General features: G+C 64.6%; 11 protein-coding genes and 3 pseudogenes. 4 read left to right on the forward strand and 10 right to left on the reverse strand.

Annotated elements, in window-relative coordinates; translation table 11 throughout:
• Window positions 1-447: 447 nt before the first annotated feature.
• The 6 genes and pseudogenes from ACFTWF_RS33255 to ACFTWF_RS33280 form a co-directional block, all read right to left on the reverse strand.
• Window positions 448-864, reverse strand: a complete 417-nt coding sequence (locus ACFTWF_RS33255) for an ATP-binding protein (protein WP_378465344.1) — start codon at window positions 862-864, stop codon at window positions 448-450.
• Complete coding sequence (locus ACFTWF_RS33260) at window positions 854-1,192, reverse strand: STAS domain-containing protein (RefSeq protein ID WP_378465345.1); 339 nt, start codon at window positions 1,190-1,192, stop codon at window positions 854-856. Before ACFTWF_RS33260 ends, ACFTWF_RS33255 begins: the two co-directional genes overlap by 11 nt.
• Window positions 1,189-3,141: a glycosyltransferase gene (locus ACFTWF_RS33265; protein WP_378465346.1), complete on the reverse strand. Its 1,953-nt coding sequence runs from the start codon at window positions 3,139-3,141 to the stop codon at window positions 1,189-1,191. The genes ACFTWF_RS33260 and ACFTWF_RS33265 overlap by 4 nt, the downstream gene beginning before the upstream one ends.
• 13 nt (window positions 3,142-3,154) lie before the next feature.
• The gene (locus ACFTWF_RS33270) at window positions 3,155-4,378 is read right to left on the reverse strand and encodes a PP2C family protein-serine/threonine phosphatase (RefSeq protein ID WP_378465347.1); all 1,224 of its coding nucleotides are present in this window, start codon (window positions 4,376-4,378) and stop codon (window positions 3,155-3,157) included.
• A gap of 1 nt (window position 4,379) precedes the next feature.
• Window positions 4,380-5,258, reverse strand: coding sequence for a glycoside hydrolase family 26 protein (locus ACFTWF_RS33275; RefSeq protein WP_378465396.1), 879 nt, complete (start codon window positions 5,256-5,258; stop codon window positions 4,380-4,382).
• Between the two features lie 358 nt (window positions 5,259-5,616).
• A pseudogene (locus ACFTWF_RS33280) lies at window positions 5,617-6,338 on the reverse strand (hypothetical protein); the annotation flags it as partial.
• Between the two features lie 357 nt (window positions 6,339-6,695).
• Here ACFTWF_RS33280 and ACFTWF_RS33285 point away from each other — a divergent pair.
• Together ACFTWF_RS33285 and ACFTWF_RS33290 are read left to right on the forward strand one after the other, a co-directional pair.
• Window positions 6,696-6,794, forward strand: a pseudogene (locus tag ACFTWF_RS33285) (DUF1049 domain-containing protein); the annotation flags it as partial.
• Window positions 6,795-7,544: 750 nt separating this feature from the next.
• On the forward strand, window positions 7,545-8,192 hold the full coding sequence (locus ACFTWF_RS33290; RefSeq protein ID WP_378465348.1) for a PAS and ANTAR domain-containing protein: 648 nt from the start codon (window positions 7,545-7,547) through the stop codon (window positions 8,190-8,192).
• A gap of 309 nt (window positions 8,193-8,501) precedes the next feature.
• Here ACFTWF_RS33290 and ACFTWF_RS33295 read toward each other — a convergent pair.
• The 3 genes and pseudogenes from ACFTWF_RS33295 to ACFTWF_RS33305 form a co-directional block, all read right to left on the reverse strand.
• A pseudogene (locus tag ACFTWF_RS33295) lies at window positions 8,502-9,124 on the reverse strand (NAD(P)/FAD-dependent oxidoreductase); the annotation flags it as partial.
• 127 nt (window positions 9,125-9,251) lie between these two features.
• The gene (locus ACFTWF_RS33300; protein ID WP_378465349.1) at window positions 9,252-10,322 is read right to left on the reverse strand and encodes an Ldh family oxidoreductase; all 1,071 of its coding nucleotides are present in this window, start codon (window positions 10,320-10,322) and stop codon (window positions 9,252-9,254) included.
• Between the two features lie 84 nt (window positions 10,323-10,406).
• Window positions 10,407-11,111 carry an SDR family NAD(P)-dependent oxidoreductase gene (locus tag ACFTWF_RS33305; protein WP_378465350.1) on the reverse strand — a complete coding sequence of 235 codons (705 nt, stop codon included), beginning with the start codon at window positions 11,109-11,111 and terminating at the stop codon, window positions 10,407-10,409.
• Between the two features lie 199 nt (window positions 11,112-11,310).
• Between ACFTWF_RS33305 and ACFTWF_RS33310 the strand changes: the two genes are divergently transcribed.
• On the forward strand, window positions 11,311-12,288 hold the full coding sequence (locus ACFTWF_RS33310; RefSeq protein WP_378465351.1) for a LysR family transcriptional regulator: 978 nt from the start codon (window positions 11,311-11,313) through the stop codon (window positions 12,286-12,288).
• A gap of 134 nt (window positions 12,289-12,422) precedes the next feature.
• Here the strand turns inward: ACFTWF_RS33310 and ACFTWF_RS33315 are convergent, their stop codons facing one another.
• Window positions 12,423-13,220 (reverse strand): aspartate/glutamate racemase family protein, encoded by a 798-nt coding sequence (locus ACFTWF_RS33315; RefSeq protein ID WP_378465352.1) that lies wholly within the window; start codon window positions 13,218-13,220, stop codon window positions 12,423-12,425.
• A 556-nt stretch (window positions 13,221-13,776) separates the two neighbouring features.
• On the opposite strand from ACFTWF_RS33315, the gene ACFTWF_RS33320 reads away from it, so the two are divergent.
• Window positions 13,777-15,675, forward strand: coding sequence for an APC family permease (locus ACFTWF_RS33320; protein WP_378465353.1), 1,899 nt, complete (start codon window positions 13,777-13,779; stop codon window positions 15,673-15,675).
• The last annotated feature ends 96 nt before the right edge of the window (window positions 15,676-15,771 follow it).

Raw genomic sequence — 15,771 nt, forward strand, 5'->3', positions numbered from 1 at the left:
GCTTACCCATTCGGGTACTCGAAGCCCACAGTTGCCGATCCGAACGCCGGGCCGTTGAACCCGGGGAGGGCTGTTGTCATGACCGTTCAGTCGCCGAATCCTGATCCGGCGAACCACGCCCGGTGGAAGCTGTGCGAGACGGTGCTTTTCGATGGCCTCGACGGGATCGAAGCGGTCTCCGCAACCGAGGGTATGCTCAGCTCGTACACGTCCCGGCTCGAGCCTCGAGCATTGTCGCCGACCTGGCGTGGTCACTGCACCTGTCACCGGTGCACCGGGGTTGGATCGACCTCGCCGACGCCACCCCGCTGGTCGAATGCACCCGCGCTCTCACCACGCTCGGCCGGTATCCCCGGCACGACCCCGACGCGGTGATCCGCGAACTCGTCGCCGGAATCCGGCCCGATCACGCAGCACGAGCGCCGTTCTCGGCGAACGCCGGGGACGTCAACCCGTCCGGTTGCGGCTCAGCGTCCAGATGTTGACGGTGTCGTCCCTGCGGTAGTCGAGCCGATCGAGAACTGTCGCGGCGATCGCGAGGCCGCGGCCGCGTTCGGCGAGTTCGTCCGGGATTTCGACGGTCGTGAGATCCACCGACACCGGATCGCCGTCGTCCTCGAACCGGGCTTCGACCCGGTCCGGCAGCGCCCGGACCTCGAGTGTCATGGTCACGACGTCACCGCGAGTGTGCTCGATGATGTTCGCGGCGATCTCGGCGACAGCGGACTCGAACTCGATGCGGCGGCGGCCGTCCAGCGAGTCGTGCACCCACAGTTCCTCGAGAAGTTCGTGGACCTCGTTCAGGCTTTCCGGACGAGCGGTCGTGCGAATCCGTCGGGAGAAGGAGCCGAGATCAGCGGCCATCGAATGCGGCATCGACCGAGTCGTGTGTTCGGAGTACACGATTGAGGTTGGTCAGCGCGAGCACGGTCTCGACCTGCTCGGTAGGCTGGGCGATACGGAGGTCGCCACCGGCCTGCCGGGCGGCCTTGAGACCGGAGATGAGTGCCCCGAGCCCCGACGAGTCGATGAAGTCGGTAACGCTCAGATCGACCACCACGCGGTTCGTACCGCCGTCCACGAAATCGCGCAACAGGTCTCGCAGACGTGGAGCTGCAACCATATTCAGCCTGCCCACCGGACGCACCACAGCTACACCCTCTTCGGTGGTACGACTCTCGAACTCGATCATGCAGTTTCCTCCTGTCGGAATCCGCGATATCGGACCGCGGGGATGACGACACTCAAGATAACCAGGTCGAACGCAACCCAGAACAGGTTCACACCGACGCCGAGCACGGAGATGTCCCCGAGTACCAGACGAATCACGCCGATCACCGACGCGAGGATCAGTGCCGCCATCGCGATCAGCTGGTACCGCACCAGATACCACGGGGTCGCACCGTGTTCCTGCCGGGTCTTGGGTGTCACCGCGAAACCCAGCGGCCGACCCGCGTACACGTTGAGGACGGCCGTCCAGCACGCTTTGATCCACACCGGGAAGAGAGCGAGGCTGTACTGCTGGCCGCGCCAGGTGGGAGTGCCGCGGCTGACCACGAAGAACACCAACTGGTTGAGGGCGAGAAACGGGACGAGACGGCCGAAGAACTCCCAGCTGTACGCCTGCACGGGCATGACGCCGACGACGAGGTATACCACCGGCGCAGCGATGTAGACGACGGCGGCGAAGCCGGAGAGGTAACTCCACATCGTCGCCCAGTACATCAGTCGCTGCGCAAATGTGAGACCGCGCTGCAGCAGCGGATTGTCCCGGAACATTACCTGGATGGTGCCCTGTGCCCACCGCAGACGCTGGGTCAGCATCGTGCCTGCGTCTTCCGGTGCCAGACCGTGAGCGAGGATCTCGTGGTGGTAGGCGGTGTGCCAACCCAATTCGTGCAGTTTCATGCACGTCGCCATGTCTTCGGTGACCGAGATGGTGGCCATCGGCAACACCGGCTGCGCCTCGTCGTCACGGCCGACGTCGACCGCCCGGATCAGTGTGCGGACGGACTCGATGGCGCCGAGCGGTGACCATTCGCGCTCGGCCAGCCGCGTCAACGCAGCGTCGTCGAGTATCGCGATGGGGGTGTCGGTGTCGTGCAGGTCCGCTTCCAGCGCGGCGATGACCGCCAGGTCCTCGCGCATCGACTCGACGTCTGTGTCGACGATCCTGCGTGCGGCGGCGTCGACATGTTGCTGGAAGTCGTAGGTGACGTCGGCGATTGATCGGTTGGCTCGGAGCTCTTCCCGTGCCGAGTGCACGGCCTCGGTGACCTCGTCGAGGACGTCGGCGATCTTCGCCTGGTCACTGTTCAACTCGGCCCGGGCCTTCGTCACAACCCTTGCGGCCGTCCGCAATGCCCGCTGCACGTCGCGTTCGACGGCTTCGACGTATCCGGCGATGCCGAGCTGCATCAGGGCGTCGCGGCGCAGCACGGCGTTGGACCCGCAGAAGAAGGCCGCGTTCCAGCCGTCTTTGCCCTGTTGAATGGGACCGTAGAACAACGGGGCCTGACTGCCGAGTGGGTCGCTCGCGGGCACGTTCACGAAGTACTGCGGTGTCTGGACGAGTGCCATCTTCTCGTCGGCGAAATATCCGAGCGTGCGATCGAGGATTGCCGGATCGGGTACCTGGTCGGCGTCGAGGATGAGGATGAACTCGCCCTCGGTGAGCATCAGTGCGTTGTTCAGGTTGCCGGCCTTGGCGTGCCGGGGTTTGTTCGTCCAGGACGCCGCTCGGGTCATGTAACGCACACCGAGCTCGTCTGCGGCGGCGGCCAGTTCGGGTCGATCCCCGTCGTCGAGAATCCACGTGGTGTGTGGGTACCGGATCCGGTGTGCCGCGGTTGCGGTCGCGAGCACCAAATCGTCGGGTTCGTTGTAGGTGGTGATGAAGACGTCGACGGTGAGGTCGTGGGGCGGCGGCGACGGCGTGGGCCGCGTCCGCAGGCGCCACATCGTCAGCCCGAACAGCAGCGAGTCGAGCAGACTGTAGGTTTCGGCGACCACCAGCGGAACGGCGATCCACCACGCCGGCCAGTTCACCGAGAACAGCCATCGCCACACGATGTAGTTGAGACCGAGAAGGGCGGTGAGGACGATCAGTATCCGGAGGCCGGCAAGCCGCACGGGTGACACGTGTGTCTCCTCCTCAGCAGTCGTGACGTCGAAGGGCAACGACGGTGATGTCGTCGAGGGGCGGGGTGACAGCGGCGAGGTCGTGAACGGCCGCCAGCAATCGTGTCGGCGACGGGTGCGCAGCGGCGAACGCGGGCACCGATTCCCATTCGCCGTCGATGTCGCCGAGGTGATCGAGCAGACCGTCTGAGCAGATCATGAGCATGTCGCCGGGGTGCAGTGTGCTGTGTTGCGCCTCCCAGGAGTCGTTGTCGATCACTCCCAGCGGGAGTCCGGAACTGCGGAGCTGTTCCACGGTGCCGTCCCGCCTGACGATCATTGCGAGACCGTGTCCGCCGTCGACGTAGTCCAGTGCGCCGGAGTCGACGTCGATCCGCGCGTGGAACAGCGTGACGAATGTGCCGGTGCGGTCGAAGTCCTCGGCGAGTTGTGCCGCCACAGCAGCCACCGCCCGTCCGAGCTCGGGGCGATCCTCGCCGTATGCGGACAGCGCGTGAGTGACACCCCGCAATGCCGACCGGACCGATGCCGTGAGGATCGCGGCGCCGAGACCCTTCCCCATGACATCCGCGAGGCTGAACATCGCGCCGGGGCCGACCCGGTAGTAGTCATAGAAGTCACCACCCACAGCGAAGGCCTGCACGCACGACGACTCCACTTCGTACCCCGGCAGATCGATCTCGTGTCGAGGGAGCAGTTCACGCTGAATCCTGGCGGCACGCTCGAGCTCGTCGGAGTGCTCCAGTTCCCGCTGCGCCCATTCGGCGAGTTCGACGAACGAGGCCAACTGCGTCGAGTCCAGTGTCCGGGGCTCGGTGTCGTAGATGCAGAACGTCCCGACCGGGTGGCCACCGGGTCCGTACAGCGGATAGCCCGCATAGAACCGCACCCCGCCGTCCGCGGCCACTCCGGGCAGATCCGCGAACGCCGTATCGCGACGCGCGTCCTCGAGAATCACCATCGGATCCTCCGGGTGGTGATACGCCCGGGCGATCGTCGTCTGGCACACGGTCTGCGATCGCGGAATGTTCTGCATGTCGAGGCCTTGCGTCGACTTGACCCACTGCCTATCCCGATCGAGTAGCGACACCGCTGACATCGGAACCCCCAAGAGACGACGCGCCATTCGAGTGATCTGGTCGAAACGCGCCTCGGGCGGCGTATCCAGGATCGCCAGCTGTTCGAGTGAACGAAGCCGCGCTCTTTCGGTGTCTTCGGAAATTATCGGGATGTCCATGTCAGCGGTACTTCCTCCCCAATGCTTTCGCCAGAGCGGCAGCCGATTCCGGTGTGCTCGTCAGCCGCCAGTCGGCCTCCTTGTCGTGATCGAACCATATGAAACCGGACACGTCGTCCTGCGCTGTGAGGAAGTCGACGAGCGCGCCGATCCAGTCGGCCTTCGACCCGCCGGCGTCGGCGCTTCCTACCTCGGTGACCAGGATCGGCTTACGCGGCGCCAGGTTCCGCAGTTCATCCAGGCTCGGACCGAAGAGCTCGGCCGGTTCCACCCACGAACTCGAGGGCCGCGTCGTGCCCCAGTTGTATCCGTCCACACCGAGAACGTCGACGTAGTCATCGCCGGGATACAGGTCGGCCATGGGGCTGCTGCCCTCGAACCGAACGTTGGGCGCCCATACCCAGTGCACGTTGTCGGCGCCCTTCGATGCGAACAGGTCGTGGATGTGACGCCAGGCGGCGACATAGCTGCTCGGCTGCGTTCCCTGGGCCACACTCCACGGGTACCAGGTTCCGTTCGGCTCGTGGGCGAAACGGAGGTAGACCAGTTCATTCCAGGCGATCAGTTCGTCCGCCCACCGGTACAGGTAGTCGTCGTGGACGCCGGCAGCTATCGACGACAACGAGAACTCACTCGACCCGTACCGCCCCTCGTCGAACCACCGCCAGGGTTCCCAGGTAATCACCGGCACGGCGCCGACGTCCCGCACGGCCCGCAGGCCGTCGATCGGGGGCGGCGAGGTGAAGTCGGAGTACGACAGGACCACAGTCGGTGGTTCACCGACCACATTCGCGACACCCTCGAACTCCTCGACAGCCGTGGGGCCGCCCGGTGTGCTGACGCCGAACCGCAGGCAGGCACGTACCTCCATCGGGATCATCGGCCCGCTGCACCCGGATCGATCACCCCCGCAGGCGGACACCACGATCGTCATCACCACCGCAGCCAAACACAACCGAATCGGCCCCATGACGCCTTATTCTCATCATCCGCCCCGTACGTGCTGCTACAGCATTACCCGGCACAAGCAGAATAGTCCCACTTACAGATCCGTAGTGCCCGATGACATCCTGAGCCCCTCCTTCGACTCCGCGGATGTCCACGCCGGCACAACCCATCACCGGTGGTGTCGCACACCGGAGCGGTCGAAAACGAATGCAGTGCAGTCACTGAGCACCGCCTCGGGTGCCCGTCAGGGAGTTGGTCGGCCGACCTCCCCGCGCCAGGCACCGGTTTCGTTCCCCCGGCGTGGTCAAGGCCCGAATCCGAGGTCCAGGCATGGTCCGCGTCGACCATCTCCACCGGGCCGAAGAACGCGTCCCGCGGTGGCCAGCCGGCCGGTGGTGTCCTCGTCGTCGGCCATCGACATGGTGGCCATGACGGCGGCGGTGATCGTGCATGCCGACGTCGAGGTGGCAGTGCTCCCGCATCCAGTCGGTGCACTGAAACCCGGACACCCCGAGTTCGCTGACATCGATGAGGATCTGCATGCGGTCCAGGTCGTGCGAGGCCTGTTCACCGAGCAACCGGTCGTCGAGCACGGCGGTCCGTCGATATCGGCGATCCGCTCCCGCGTGTGGCGAGCCAGGGACAACGCCGAGCCGAGCAGGTCCGTTCCGTGCTCGACCGTCTGCCGTCGCCACCCGTCCATGGCCGCATACAACATCACGTTCGGGCTGGTCGTCGTCAGCAGGTCCGCATTGCGAGAGATGCGTACCGATCACTCCGGCGACGGTGGATTTGTGCGAGTCGCCTGAGACGAGCAGCCGCCGGGATCGTTTCCGGCGACGGCCATCATTGCCGCCTTCACCGACCGTGAGCTTCCGCAGGTCGAGAAGAAGGCCCGGTCGGCCCGGACCGCGTCGGCCACCAGTTGTTCGGCCCGGGACAGGTAGCCGTTCCTCGACCTTCGGTCGTCCAGACCGCCGGAGGCGAGCGCATCCGCGCGAAACGGGTGGCGCACCGTCACCAGGTCTTCTCGGAAGCACCTCTGCTCGGGTTCTCCGTAGTTCTACCCCGGAACAACGGGTTCCCCGCCGATAGACCCGTGGCGGCTGCAGCAGCTGCTGGTCTGAACTGGTGCAGCCTCGACGACTCCGATGCTCCGGCACATCGGAGGGTCTGCACTGGGGATACCCCGCATCGCGCCTCGCGAAAACACCGACACCGCTCGACGCGCGAGTTGGGTGCCCCGCAGAAGAGGCCTACGACGGCAGCCTCGGCGCGCCGGTTTCCAGCGCCGTCGGAACTGAAAAGGCTAGCCTCGTCGACCCGACCGCGGTGCGGTGGAACCGCTCCCGCCGTCGCCGAACAGATCGTCGCCGGCGCAGTGATCATGGCGCTCGCCGGTGGCGTGCGCATCCTTCAAATCCAGCACGCAGCGAAGCGGCAGCGGACCCTCACCACGAACCCGTGACGGTCGATTTCACACCCCCAAATGGGCTGAACAGGGGATTCACCCACCGCCGTCGACACCATCCGGCGCGCACCGAGTCCCTGATCGGTTGGGCGCGGCAGATTACACCCGCTGGTTCCGCGGGTGATCTGGTCAGTGGCGGGAGCGGGAGTGTTCGTCGGTCTGCATTGCCAGCACTGCGGCGAACCCGGTCAACAGCAACATCAGCAAGAGCAGCACGTTCATGTCTCCACCTCGCTTTCAGTGCGCGCGTGCCGGAGCGGACGGGAGCGCGGTGAGCGGAGATGTCCGGACGGTCGAGGCTGTGTTCATGGACTCCTCTTTCAAATGTGGTGCCGGGGTGAGGCACTCACTGCGGGACGTTGCCTGTGTCCACCCGTCACAGGTGATGTGATCTGCTTCACATCGATTGCGTGTTGATGTTGTACACCACTCCGGTTCGGCGCGCCAATCGGACTGCCTCACAGCGAGTCCGGCCGAGGCGAGTCGAGCCGGAAGCTTCAACCTCGACGATCGATCCATCACCCAGGCCAGCACATCCTCGTACCGGGGGCGACCTGATTCGGCCCCCGGCACGGGGCTGACCGACGCCACCTCACTGGCCGGGGCGGCGCTGGCCCGGACGCATCCCCGTTCGGATAGCGTCTCGGCCACTCGTGGCGAGTGTGGCAAACTTCCGGTGTCCGCCGAGCCAGCGCGGCAAAATAACGAGATGGCTCACGGATGCGCTGGGCCGGGGAGGTACCGGACATGAGTGATCTCGACGAGGTCGTCGGGGCAGGCGCCCCGCAGCGGGTGGGCAGTTTCCGGTTCTTCCTCGACGGTCACCGCTGGGAATGGTCCGACACCGTCGCCGCCATCCACGGCTACACCCCCGGACAGGTCAACCCCACCACCGAGCTGCTGCTCTCCCACAAACACCCCGACGACCACCCCCAGGTCGCCGCCCTGTTCGACAAGATGATCGTCGACGGGCAACCCTTCAGCAGCCGGCACCGCATCCTCGACACCACCGGCAAGATCCATCACGTCCTCGTCGTCGGCGACCGAATGCTCGACGAACGCGACCACGTGATCGGCACTACCGGTTTCTACATCGACGTCACCGACCTCCGGGACCGGGACCGACGCGACATGGTCGACGAAATGGTCATCGAACTCGAAAAGTCCCGGGCGGTGATCGAGCAGGCCAAGGGCGTGCTGATGCTCGCCTACACCATCACCGCCGACCACGCCTTCGACATCCTCACCTGGCACTCCCAGCAGACCAACACCAAACTTCGCACCGTCGCCGAACTTCTCGTCGCGACCGTCACCACCACTACCGTGCTCCCCGACGACGTGCGGGCACAGTTCGACCACCTGCTGCTGACCACGCACCGCCCCAACCGCAGATGATGTCGGTTCCGCAGCGCGTATTCGTCAGCAGGAGTGCAGTACCTGACTCAACGCGTCCCTCTCTGCCTTGGCCTCCCACAACCGGTAGATGCCTCTGGCAGCGAATGCGTTGTCTCGCCGATGAACTCGGTCATGCCTGGGCGGGAACCCGGGTGTCGTAGGGGTCCGCGGTGTCGCTGGTGCCGATCCAGTCGAGGATGTCCCCGGTGTGCTGCCCGAGAACCGGTGGCGGAGCGTGCTCGGTCCGCACCAGCGACTGGCCGTCGGCGTTCTCCATCCGCAGTGACGGGCCGGGCAGTTGCACGGGGGGTCGACGAGGAGGATGCGGGCATCGCGGGTGTCGACGTTGCGGTAGGCGCTGACGAGGGTGCGGTGGGCGAGTTCGACTATCTGCCCGGCCATTTCGACGCCCGTGGAGCCGGCGCCGACGACGACGAAGGTGAGCAGTCGGGCTCGTTCGACGGGGTCGTCGCAGACCTCGGCGCGTTCGAAGGCACCGAGTATGCGGCCGCGCAACTCGAGGGCGTCGTCGACGGTTTTCATCCCCGGCGCGTGTTCGGCGAAGTGGTCGTTACCGAAGTAGGACTGCTGGGCACCGGCGGAGACGATGAGGCTGTCGTATTCGGTGACGGTGGTGCGTCCGTCCTGAGTGGAGGTGACGGTCTGGTCGGTCAGGTCGAGGGTGGTGACTTCGCCGAGCAGGACGGTGGCGTCGGGTTGGTCTTTGAGGATCATCCGGGTGGAGGGGCGATCTCACCTTCGGAGAGGATACCGGTGGCGACCTGGTAGAGCAGGGGCTGGAACAGGTGGTGGGTGGTGCGGTCGATGATCGTCACGTCCACCGCGGTCTTGCGGAGCGCTTTGGTGGCGAACAGGCCACCGAACCCGGAGCCGATCACCACCACCTTGTGGCGTGATGTGGTGGAGGTCATGATGAAACGCCTTTCCGAGCCGCGCCGGCGGGCGCGGACCTGGTGGTGTGCGAATGTGCTGTGTCGATCGGGGAGCGGAGGCGGCTGGAGAGTTATTACGGCAGGTGGCGCAGTCCCCGTGGGGATCTCATGCCTCGCGTTCTGACGACACATCCGTCCTTCGTTGAGAAACCCCATCGAGACCCAGCGCCTGATATCGATCGAGTTGGTCCATCTCGGCGGCGGTCAGTGTGACTCCGTGAGCCATCGTGCGCTCACGGGCGGCGTAGCGACGCTGAGACGGCAACCGTGCGCCCTGACCGACGATCGCCTCGAACAAGGTTTCCGCCTGCCCGAATGGATCGGTCCCCCGGCCGGCAGCGAACTGTGCCGGGTCGAATGCGAGAACCAGTTCACCATGCGTCGGGATCAGCGACGTCGTGCCGATTGCATCCAACGCATCGCCGCTGGACCGGTCACCGATCAAGGCCCCAGCCATCAACTCGATCATGGTCGAGAGAGCTGAACCTTTGTGACCACCGAAGGGCAGCATCGCACCGGCCAGCGCGGCATCGGGGTCGGTGGTGGGCCTGCCGTCAGCATCGACGGCCCAGCCTTCGGGGAGTGGTTTGCCGGAACGCCGATGCAGCTCGATCTCGCCCCGCGCAGCCATGCTGGTCGCGAAATCGAAGACATAGGGTGGACCGTCTTCGCGAGGCCAACCGAATGCGATCGGGTTGGTACCGAGCAATGGCGCGCTTCCACCCGCAGGTGCCACCGTGGAATAACTCGGGCACATGGCCAGCGCGGCGAGGCCCTGTTCCGCTAGAGCCTCCACCTCGTACCAGAGCGCCGAGAAATGCGCCGCATCATTGATAACGAGGGCTGCAAGCCCGAACTGTCGCACACCCTCTACCAGATGTGGAAGCCCCAACTCGAAGGCCGCGCAGGCGAAACCACCGCGGGCGGTGACCCGAACAATCGCCGACTCGTCCTCCTGCAGCTTCGGCACCGCCGACGCAGAAACCTTCCCTGCCCGCAGCGTGGTGAGGCAACCCTCGAGGCGATGGATTCCGTGCGACTTTGCGCCGTCTCGTTCGCCTGCCACGATCACCCGCGCCATGGCGCCCGCTTGGTCGGCCGTGAGTCCGACATTTACGAAGATTTCCTCGACGCGCGCGCTGAGTGCCTCGAGTGACAGCGTCCGGGCAGTAGTCATTTCTTTCCATGTTCGCGCAAACGACTCATATGCAGAGGGCAGGAGCCGAACGGAGTCGACTCCGCGCTCCCCGACACCCGAGCGTCAGCGCAGGACGTCGCCGCCGGACAGGACGATGGTCTCCCCGGTCATGAAACCGGCGTCCGCGCTGCCGAGAATCGCGACCCACCGGGCGATCTCGTCGGGCTGGGCCACGCGTCCGAGCGGAATCGCCGCCGCGGCGGCGGCCATCCGGCCGGTGGCCTCGTTGCCGGGCGTGTTCACCCAGCCGGGGGCGATGGCGTTTACCCGGATGCCACGGGGCGCCAACTCCAGGGCAAGTTCCTTGGTGAGCATCACGACGGCGGCCTTCGACGCGCCATAGAGGAGTTGTCCGGGAGAGACGGTGAAGGCGTCGACGGAGGCGAAGTTGACCACCGCGCCAGGCGAATCCATGTGCGCGACAGCTTCTGCCGTGACGTTGAGGATGCCGAGCACGTTGACGTCGAACACCTTTCGGTACAGGTCCTCGGTGAAATCGGCGAGCGTGCTCGGTGGGTAGATGCCGGCGACGTTCGCCACGAGCGCCACCGCGTTTCCGGTGTCCGCGACGTGTGCGGCCACGGCCGCATGGACGTCGTCGCGCCGGGTCACGTCGACGGCGATCGTGCGCACGGTCTCGCCGGAGGCGTCGAACTCGGTGGCTACGCGGTCCAGGGCGAGAACGTCCCATCCCTCCTTGACCAGTTGCGCCGCGGTGGCGCGGCCCATCCCGCTCGCTGCGCCCGTGACGATCGCTGTCTTGGTCATTGCCATCTCCTTTACGCCCGAAATAGGCTCGATGCACGCTCGTATCGGTGGCGTGGTGACTCCCAGTTTCGAGCCCCGGAGCGAGCCCGTCTACGGCATACTTGCAGTGCCAGCCCAAGGGCTCTCCTATAGGCAGGCGTTCGGGCGGCATGCGACCGATGTCGATCGACTACGCCTCCGTGAAGAAAGAGGTTCATCCATGTCCGAGGGGCCCACCTTGCGCCAACTTCGGTACTTTCTCCGCTCCATCGAGACCGGTTCGTTCTCCGCCGCTGCCGTTGCCGAGCACGTGGCACAACCGAGTCTGTCCGAGCAGATCCGCCGACTCGAACGTAACGTGGGCGCCCAGCTATTCACGCGCACGAACCGCAACCTGCAGTTGACCGACGTGGGCCGGCTGATCATCCCGCTCGCCAAGCAGACCGTGCGCAGCGCCGACGACCTAGCAGCGACCGCGCGGGAAGCGCGCACCCTGACCGGAGGGGAGGTCTCGTTCGGGACGTTCAGCAGCGCCCATCGCTACCTGCTCACCCCGCTGATCTCCGAATTCCGGGAACTGCATCCCCAGGTCAAGATCAAGATCGTCGGCCTGAACTCGTCCGAGGTGGCGAATGCTGTCCGCAAAGGCGATCTCGAAGCGGGCCTCGTCCAACTCCCCATCGACGAACACCACCTCACACTGAGCGCTCCGGTCCTCGTGGACGAGGTGGTCTACGTGAGCGCCGATGCGAACCGCACCGCGCAACCAGTGACCATCGAGGACCTCGCCGCCGCCACCTTGATCCTGTCCGAAGCGCGCTGGCAGGTAGACGACCCCCTCCGTCACAGCATCGCGGCGCGAGCGGAGGCCGCGTCGGTGGAGGTGTCCCCCGCAATCGAGGTCGAATTTCAGTCAGCAGCAATGGAACTCGCAGCAGCCGGCGTCGGGGACACTTTGGTGTCGTATCTTGTCGCCCGATCGCACGAAAGCGCGAACAAGGTCACCTGGGTAGCTCTGGACCCGCCCTACGAGGAACGCTTCGCCTTTATCACTCACGCCGGGGGCGGCCTGTCACCTGCCACTCGCCAGTTCATGTCCCTCGCGCACCGCCACATCACCGCCCTGCAGAGCCTCGCGGCCACCTGGAGCGGAACCCGGGCCCCTCGCGATGCACCGAGCGGCCGCGTCAACGGGTAACGGACATACCCAACTGACACCGGGATTCGCCAGTTGGTGGCTCTCACCCGGGCGCCCGGTTCCCCAACGTCACCGTCACCGCCGGAGAGTTACTCGAGGTGTCGACCGGTGAGATTCTGAGTCGAGGTACATGTTCAGATGAACCCACGGTAGGGCATCTGATGGGTGGCGTTGTGCAACCATTTGATGAGTGTGACGAAATCGAAAACCGGGAGCTGCGTGGCACGTTGGATGGCGGAAGCGTAGGGCGGCATGTCACTGCATTCGAGCAGGATTGCCCCGATATCCGCTTCGTCGAGGAGCTCTAACGCGGCATTGACGACCTCGGTTTGAACGACTCCATTGTCAAATTGCCCTCGGTATTCCAGGATTGCGGAGAATTCCGGCGCGTGCCGCAAATCCTTTACGACCATGTCGTCTCGGCTATGAATCGAGCAGTTCTCGAGCAATGAATCGGTTATCGCAGCAGCGTTTGCCGTCAGGACGCCAATTTTTTGTCCGGGCTTGAGCATCCCTTTGATCCACGGCATTTGAACCAGGCTGGAGAGCGCCACCGGAATGTCGAGGGCTGCGGCCACAACCTTTTGAAAATTTCCGAAGAATCCACACGCAGATGAAAGGACTCTGATTCCTTCCTTTTCGATCATGTGTTCGCCGAGTCGGATGAGATCGTCGGCAATGGTGGGGTCGGCCGAGAAGAGTCTGTGCTGCTGAAGGCCCGGTACTGCCTTCATTCTCACCGGAAAATCGTACGTATACGCATTCAGGACATTCCCGGGAACCATGGGATAGTAGACGTCTTCGATGTAGACGATACCGACCGAGTACCCGCTTATCTGCTGGCCCTGCATCATCCTTACCGGAACGGCGTCGTTCTCTGGGGTGATGTACCCGAATTGCCGATTCTCGAGCCTTCTATCCATCGCTGTCATGCCCCATACTTTGAGTGGTCTCGATAAGAGTTGCGCCCGCACATCCTACGCATCGTCCAACGGCTATAAATCCGCTGCAATAATTCTTGACGCTCGAACGGACAGGTTCGAGTTGACGGTCCTTCAGCCACCAGTTTCCCATCGGATGCCGACCGGCGTCCATGGCGAAATCCTGAGAGCTGCTGAAGGTTATTCCTCCATGTGAGCCTCGGGCGAGTCATCGGCAAACGACCCGGGGACAGGCTGCCGGAACTCGCCGGGGCGATTCGAGAATGCGGCCGCCGACGGCTCGACCATCGCCCGGGAAACAGCGAGACGCGCTCGTCACGTGCATTCCAGCGGGCGGCTGCGAGGCGGTGACCATCCGAGTGAGGCACCACTGCACGAGGAGGTAGGACGCGAGTCGGTCCATAGTCCAAACCTTGGGCTGCTGTCGTCGGATCAGTCTGTACTGGCGGTAGTCAATGGTCAAAACTGTGACAAACAGCTCATCTACCCCCGGCTGGACGACAGCTCTCCGGCCCGGGAGGTGGGGATCGACACGAGGAGCACAGAAATGTCCACCGAAGATCCTGTTCGCAATACGACCTACGAGGCGAGTGATCGACATCTGAAACGGACGATTGGGCTGTTCAGCCTGATCGGGTTGGCGGTCTCGATCCAGGTGGGGTCTGGATGGCTCCTGGCGACACTGGCCGCGGTCGCCATGGCTGGGCCGGCAGCGATCATCGCGTGGATTGTCGCCGCGGTGTTCTTCGCGGTCATCGGGGTCTCCTGGATGGAGTTGGGCACCATGCTGCCGCGGTCGGGCGGCGGGGTGCGGTACCCCCGTCTGACACATGGGGCGTTCGTATCGTGGATCAACGGGTGGGGCTATCTGATTGCGGTGATCGCACTTCCGGTCATCGAGGCGCAGGCGGCCATCACCTACATCGGCGGCCACTGGCCCGAACTCGACCTCATCTCCACGGACGAGGGCACCACCATGCTCAAATGGCCCTTGGGGATCCTCGCCGGCATGGCTGCGCTGTTGTTCTTCTTCGCGCTCAACGCATTCGGCGCGAAATTGATGACCGAGTCGAACAAGTTCGTGACGATCTGGAAACTGGTGGTTCCGACCGTCACCTTCATTTTCATGTTCACCGCGTTCGACTCGAGTAACTTCCACGCTTTCGGCGGGTTCGCGCCGATGGGTGTGGGGGCGGTGCTGGGCGCGGTGGCCGGAGGTGGAATCGTGTTCGCCTTCTCCGGTGTGCGCCAGGTCGTCGACTTCGGTGGCGAGGTCATCAACCCCAGACGCAACATCCCCATCGCCATTCTGGTCGGCGGCATCCTCATCCCTCTCGTCCTGTTCCTGCTGCTGCAGATTGCGTTCATCGGCGCCATCGACTGGAGTGCCATCCACGTCCATCCCGCTGCTGGTGCCACCGAATGGGTTCCGATCACCCCGGGCGACTGGGGTGCATTGCTGGGCAGCGACTGGGCGTCGGCACCGCTGCTCTCCGCCGTCGGGGCCGCCGGCTTCGGCTGGTTCGCCTTGGTCCTGCTCTCCGACGCCGTCCTGTCACCCGCTGCCACCGGATGGGTGTTCCTCGGCATGGGCGGTCGGACTGCTTACTCGATGTCGGTCAACAGTGAACTTCCGCTCGGGCTGCAGAAGATGAACCGCTGGGGCACCCCGTGGGTCGCCCTGACTGTGTGTACAACCGCCGGGTTCTTCCTCTTCCTTCCCGTGCCGTCCTGGTACCAGTTCGTCGGCATGGTCGGAACCGCACTGGTGCTCAGCTACCTGATCGCCGGACCCTGTATCGGCGTGTTCCGTCGCCTGTGCCCCGAGCTGCCCCGGCCCGTTCGTGTCCCCGGTGGGCATCTGTTCGGCGTCGCCGGGTTCGTCTGTGCGTTGCTGCTCGTGTACTTCGCCGGCTGGGTGACGCTCATCAACGTCACCACCATCGTCCTGCTCGGCCTGCCCATCTACGCCGCCTACTCCTCGGTTCTCAACGGCTGGTCCCCCAAGGCCGCGTCGACCGTTCTCGCGGTCGCCTTCGGCGCCGCCTGGATGTATGTCAACATCGATGCCGGGTGGCTCGCCGCCAGAAACCCCACCTCGCACGGACACTGGCCCATCGGTCTCTACATGACCGTATTCGTACTGCTCACCGCCGCCTTCGTCACGACCCTGTGGGCAATCAGCACGCGTGACGGTCGCAAACAGATCCGGAGTGGTCTCTGGATCTTGCCCACGCTCATCGTCACCACCTTCGTGTCCTATTTCGGAGACAACGGACCCGCGCCCACCTTTACCAACGGGACCGACATGTTCCTCGTGGTAGCCGTCGCCGTCGCCATCTATTTCTGGGCAGTCCGCGAGGGTTACCGCACCCCCGAACTCGAACAAGTCGTGTACAACACGCTTCGAGAGGAGCGAGAGGAACAGCCCGAACCCGCAGTCTGACCACCCGCCCGCTCCCCCGGTCATCGCGAACGTGCCACCGCGATCTCCGGGGGAATCGGCATTCCACACCACGACGACAACGGTGATGATCAGTCC

It is taken from the genome of Rhodococcus sp. NPDC056960 (assembly GCF_042674125.1).
In the GTDB taxonomy this organism is placed as follows: Bacteria; Actinomycetota; Actinomycetes; order Mycobacteriales; family Mycobacteriaceae; genus Rhodococcus_F.

Coding starts and splice junctions, on each gene's coding strand:
- ACFTWF_RS33255 (WP_378465344.1), bottom strand. CDS start 864: ATGGCCGCTGATCTCGGCTCCTTCTCCCGACGGATTCGCACGACCGCT.
- ACFTWF_RS33260 (WP_378465345.1), bottom strand. CDS start 1,192: ATGATCGAGTTCGAGAGTCGTACCACCGAAGAGGGTGTAGCTGTGGTG.
- ACFTWF_RS33270 (WP_378465347.1), bottom strand. CDS start 4,378: ATGGACATCCCGATAATTTCCGAAGACACCGAAAGAGCGCGGCTTCGT.
- ACFTWF_RS33275 (WP_378465396.1), bottom strand. CDS start 5,258: ATGATCCCGATGGAGGTACGTGCCTGCCTGCGGTTCGGCGTCAGCACA.
- ACFTWF_RS33290 (WP_378465348.1), top strand. CDS start 7,545: ATGAGTGATCTCGACGAGGTCGTCGGGGCAGGCGCCCCGCAGCGGGTG.
- ACFTWF_RS33300 (WP_378465349.1), bottom strand. CDS start 10,322: ATGACTACTGCCCGGACGCTGTCACTCGAGGCACTCAGCGCGCGCGTC.
- ACFTWF_RS33305 (WP_378465350.1), bottom strand. CDS start 11,111: ATGACCAAGACAGCGATCGTCACGGGCGCAGCGAGCGGGATGGGCCGC.
- ACFTWF_RS33310 (WP_378465351.1), top strand. CDS start 11,311: ATGTCCGAGGGGCCCACCTTGCGCCAACTTCGGTACTTTCTCCGCTCC.
- ACFTWF_RS33315 (WP_378465352.1), bottom strand. CDS start 13,220: ATGACAGCGATGGATAGAAGGCTCGAGAATCGGCAATTCGGGTACATC.
- ACFTWF_RS33320 (WP_378465353.1), top strand. CDS start 13,777: ATGTCCACCGAAGATCCTGTTCGCAATACGACCTACGAGGCGAGTGAT.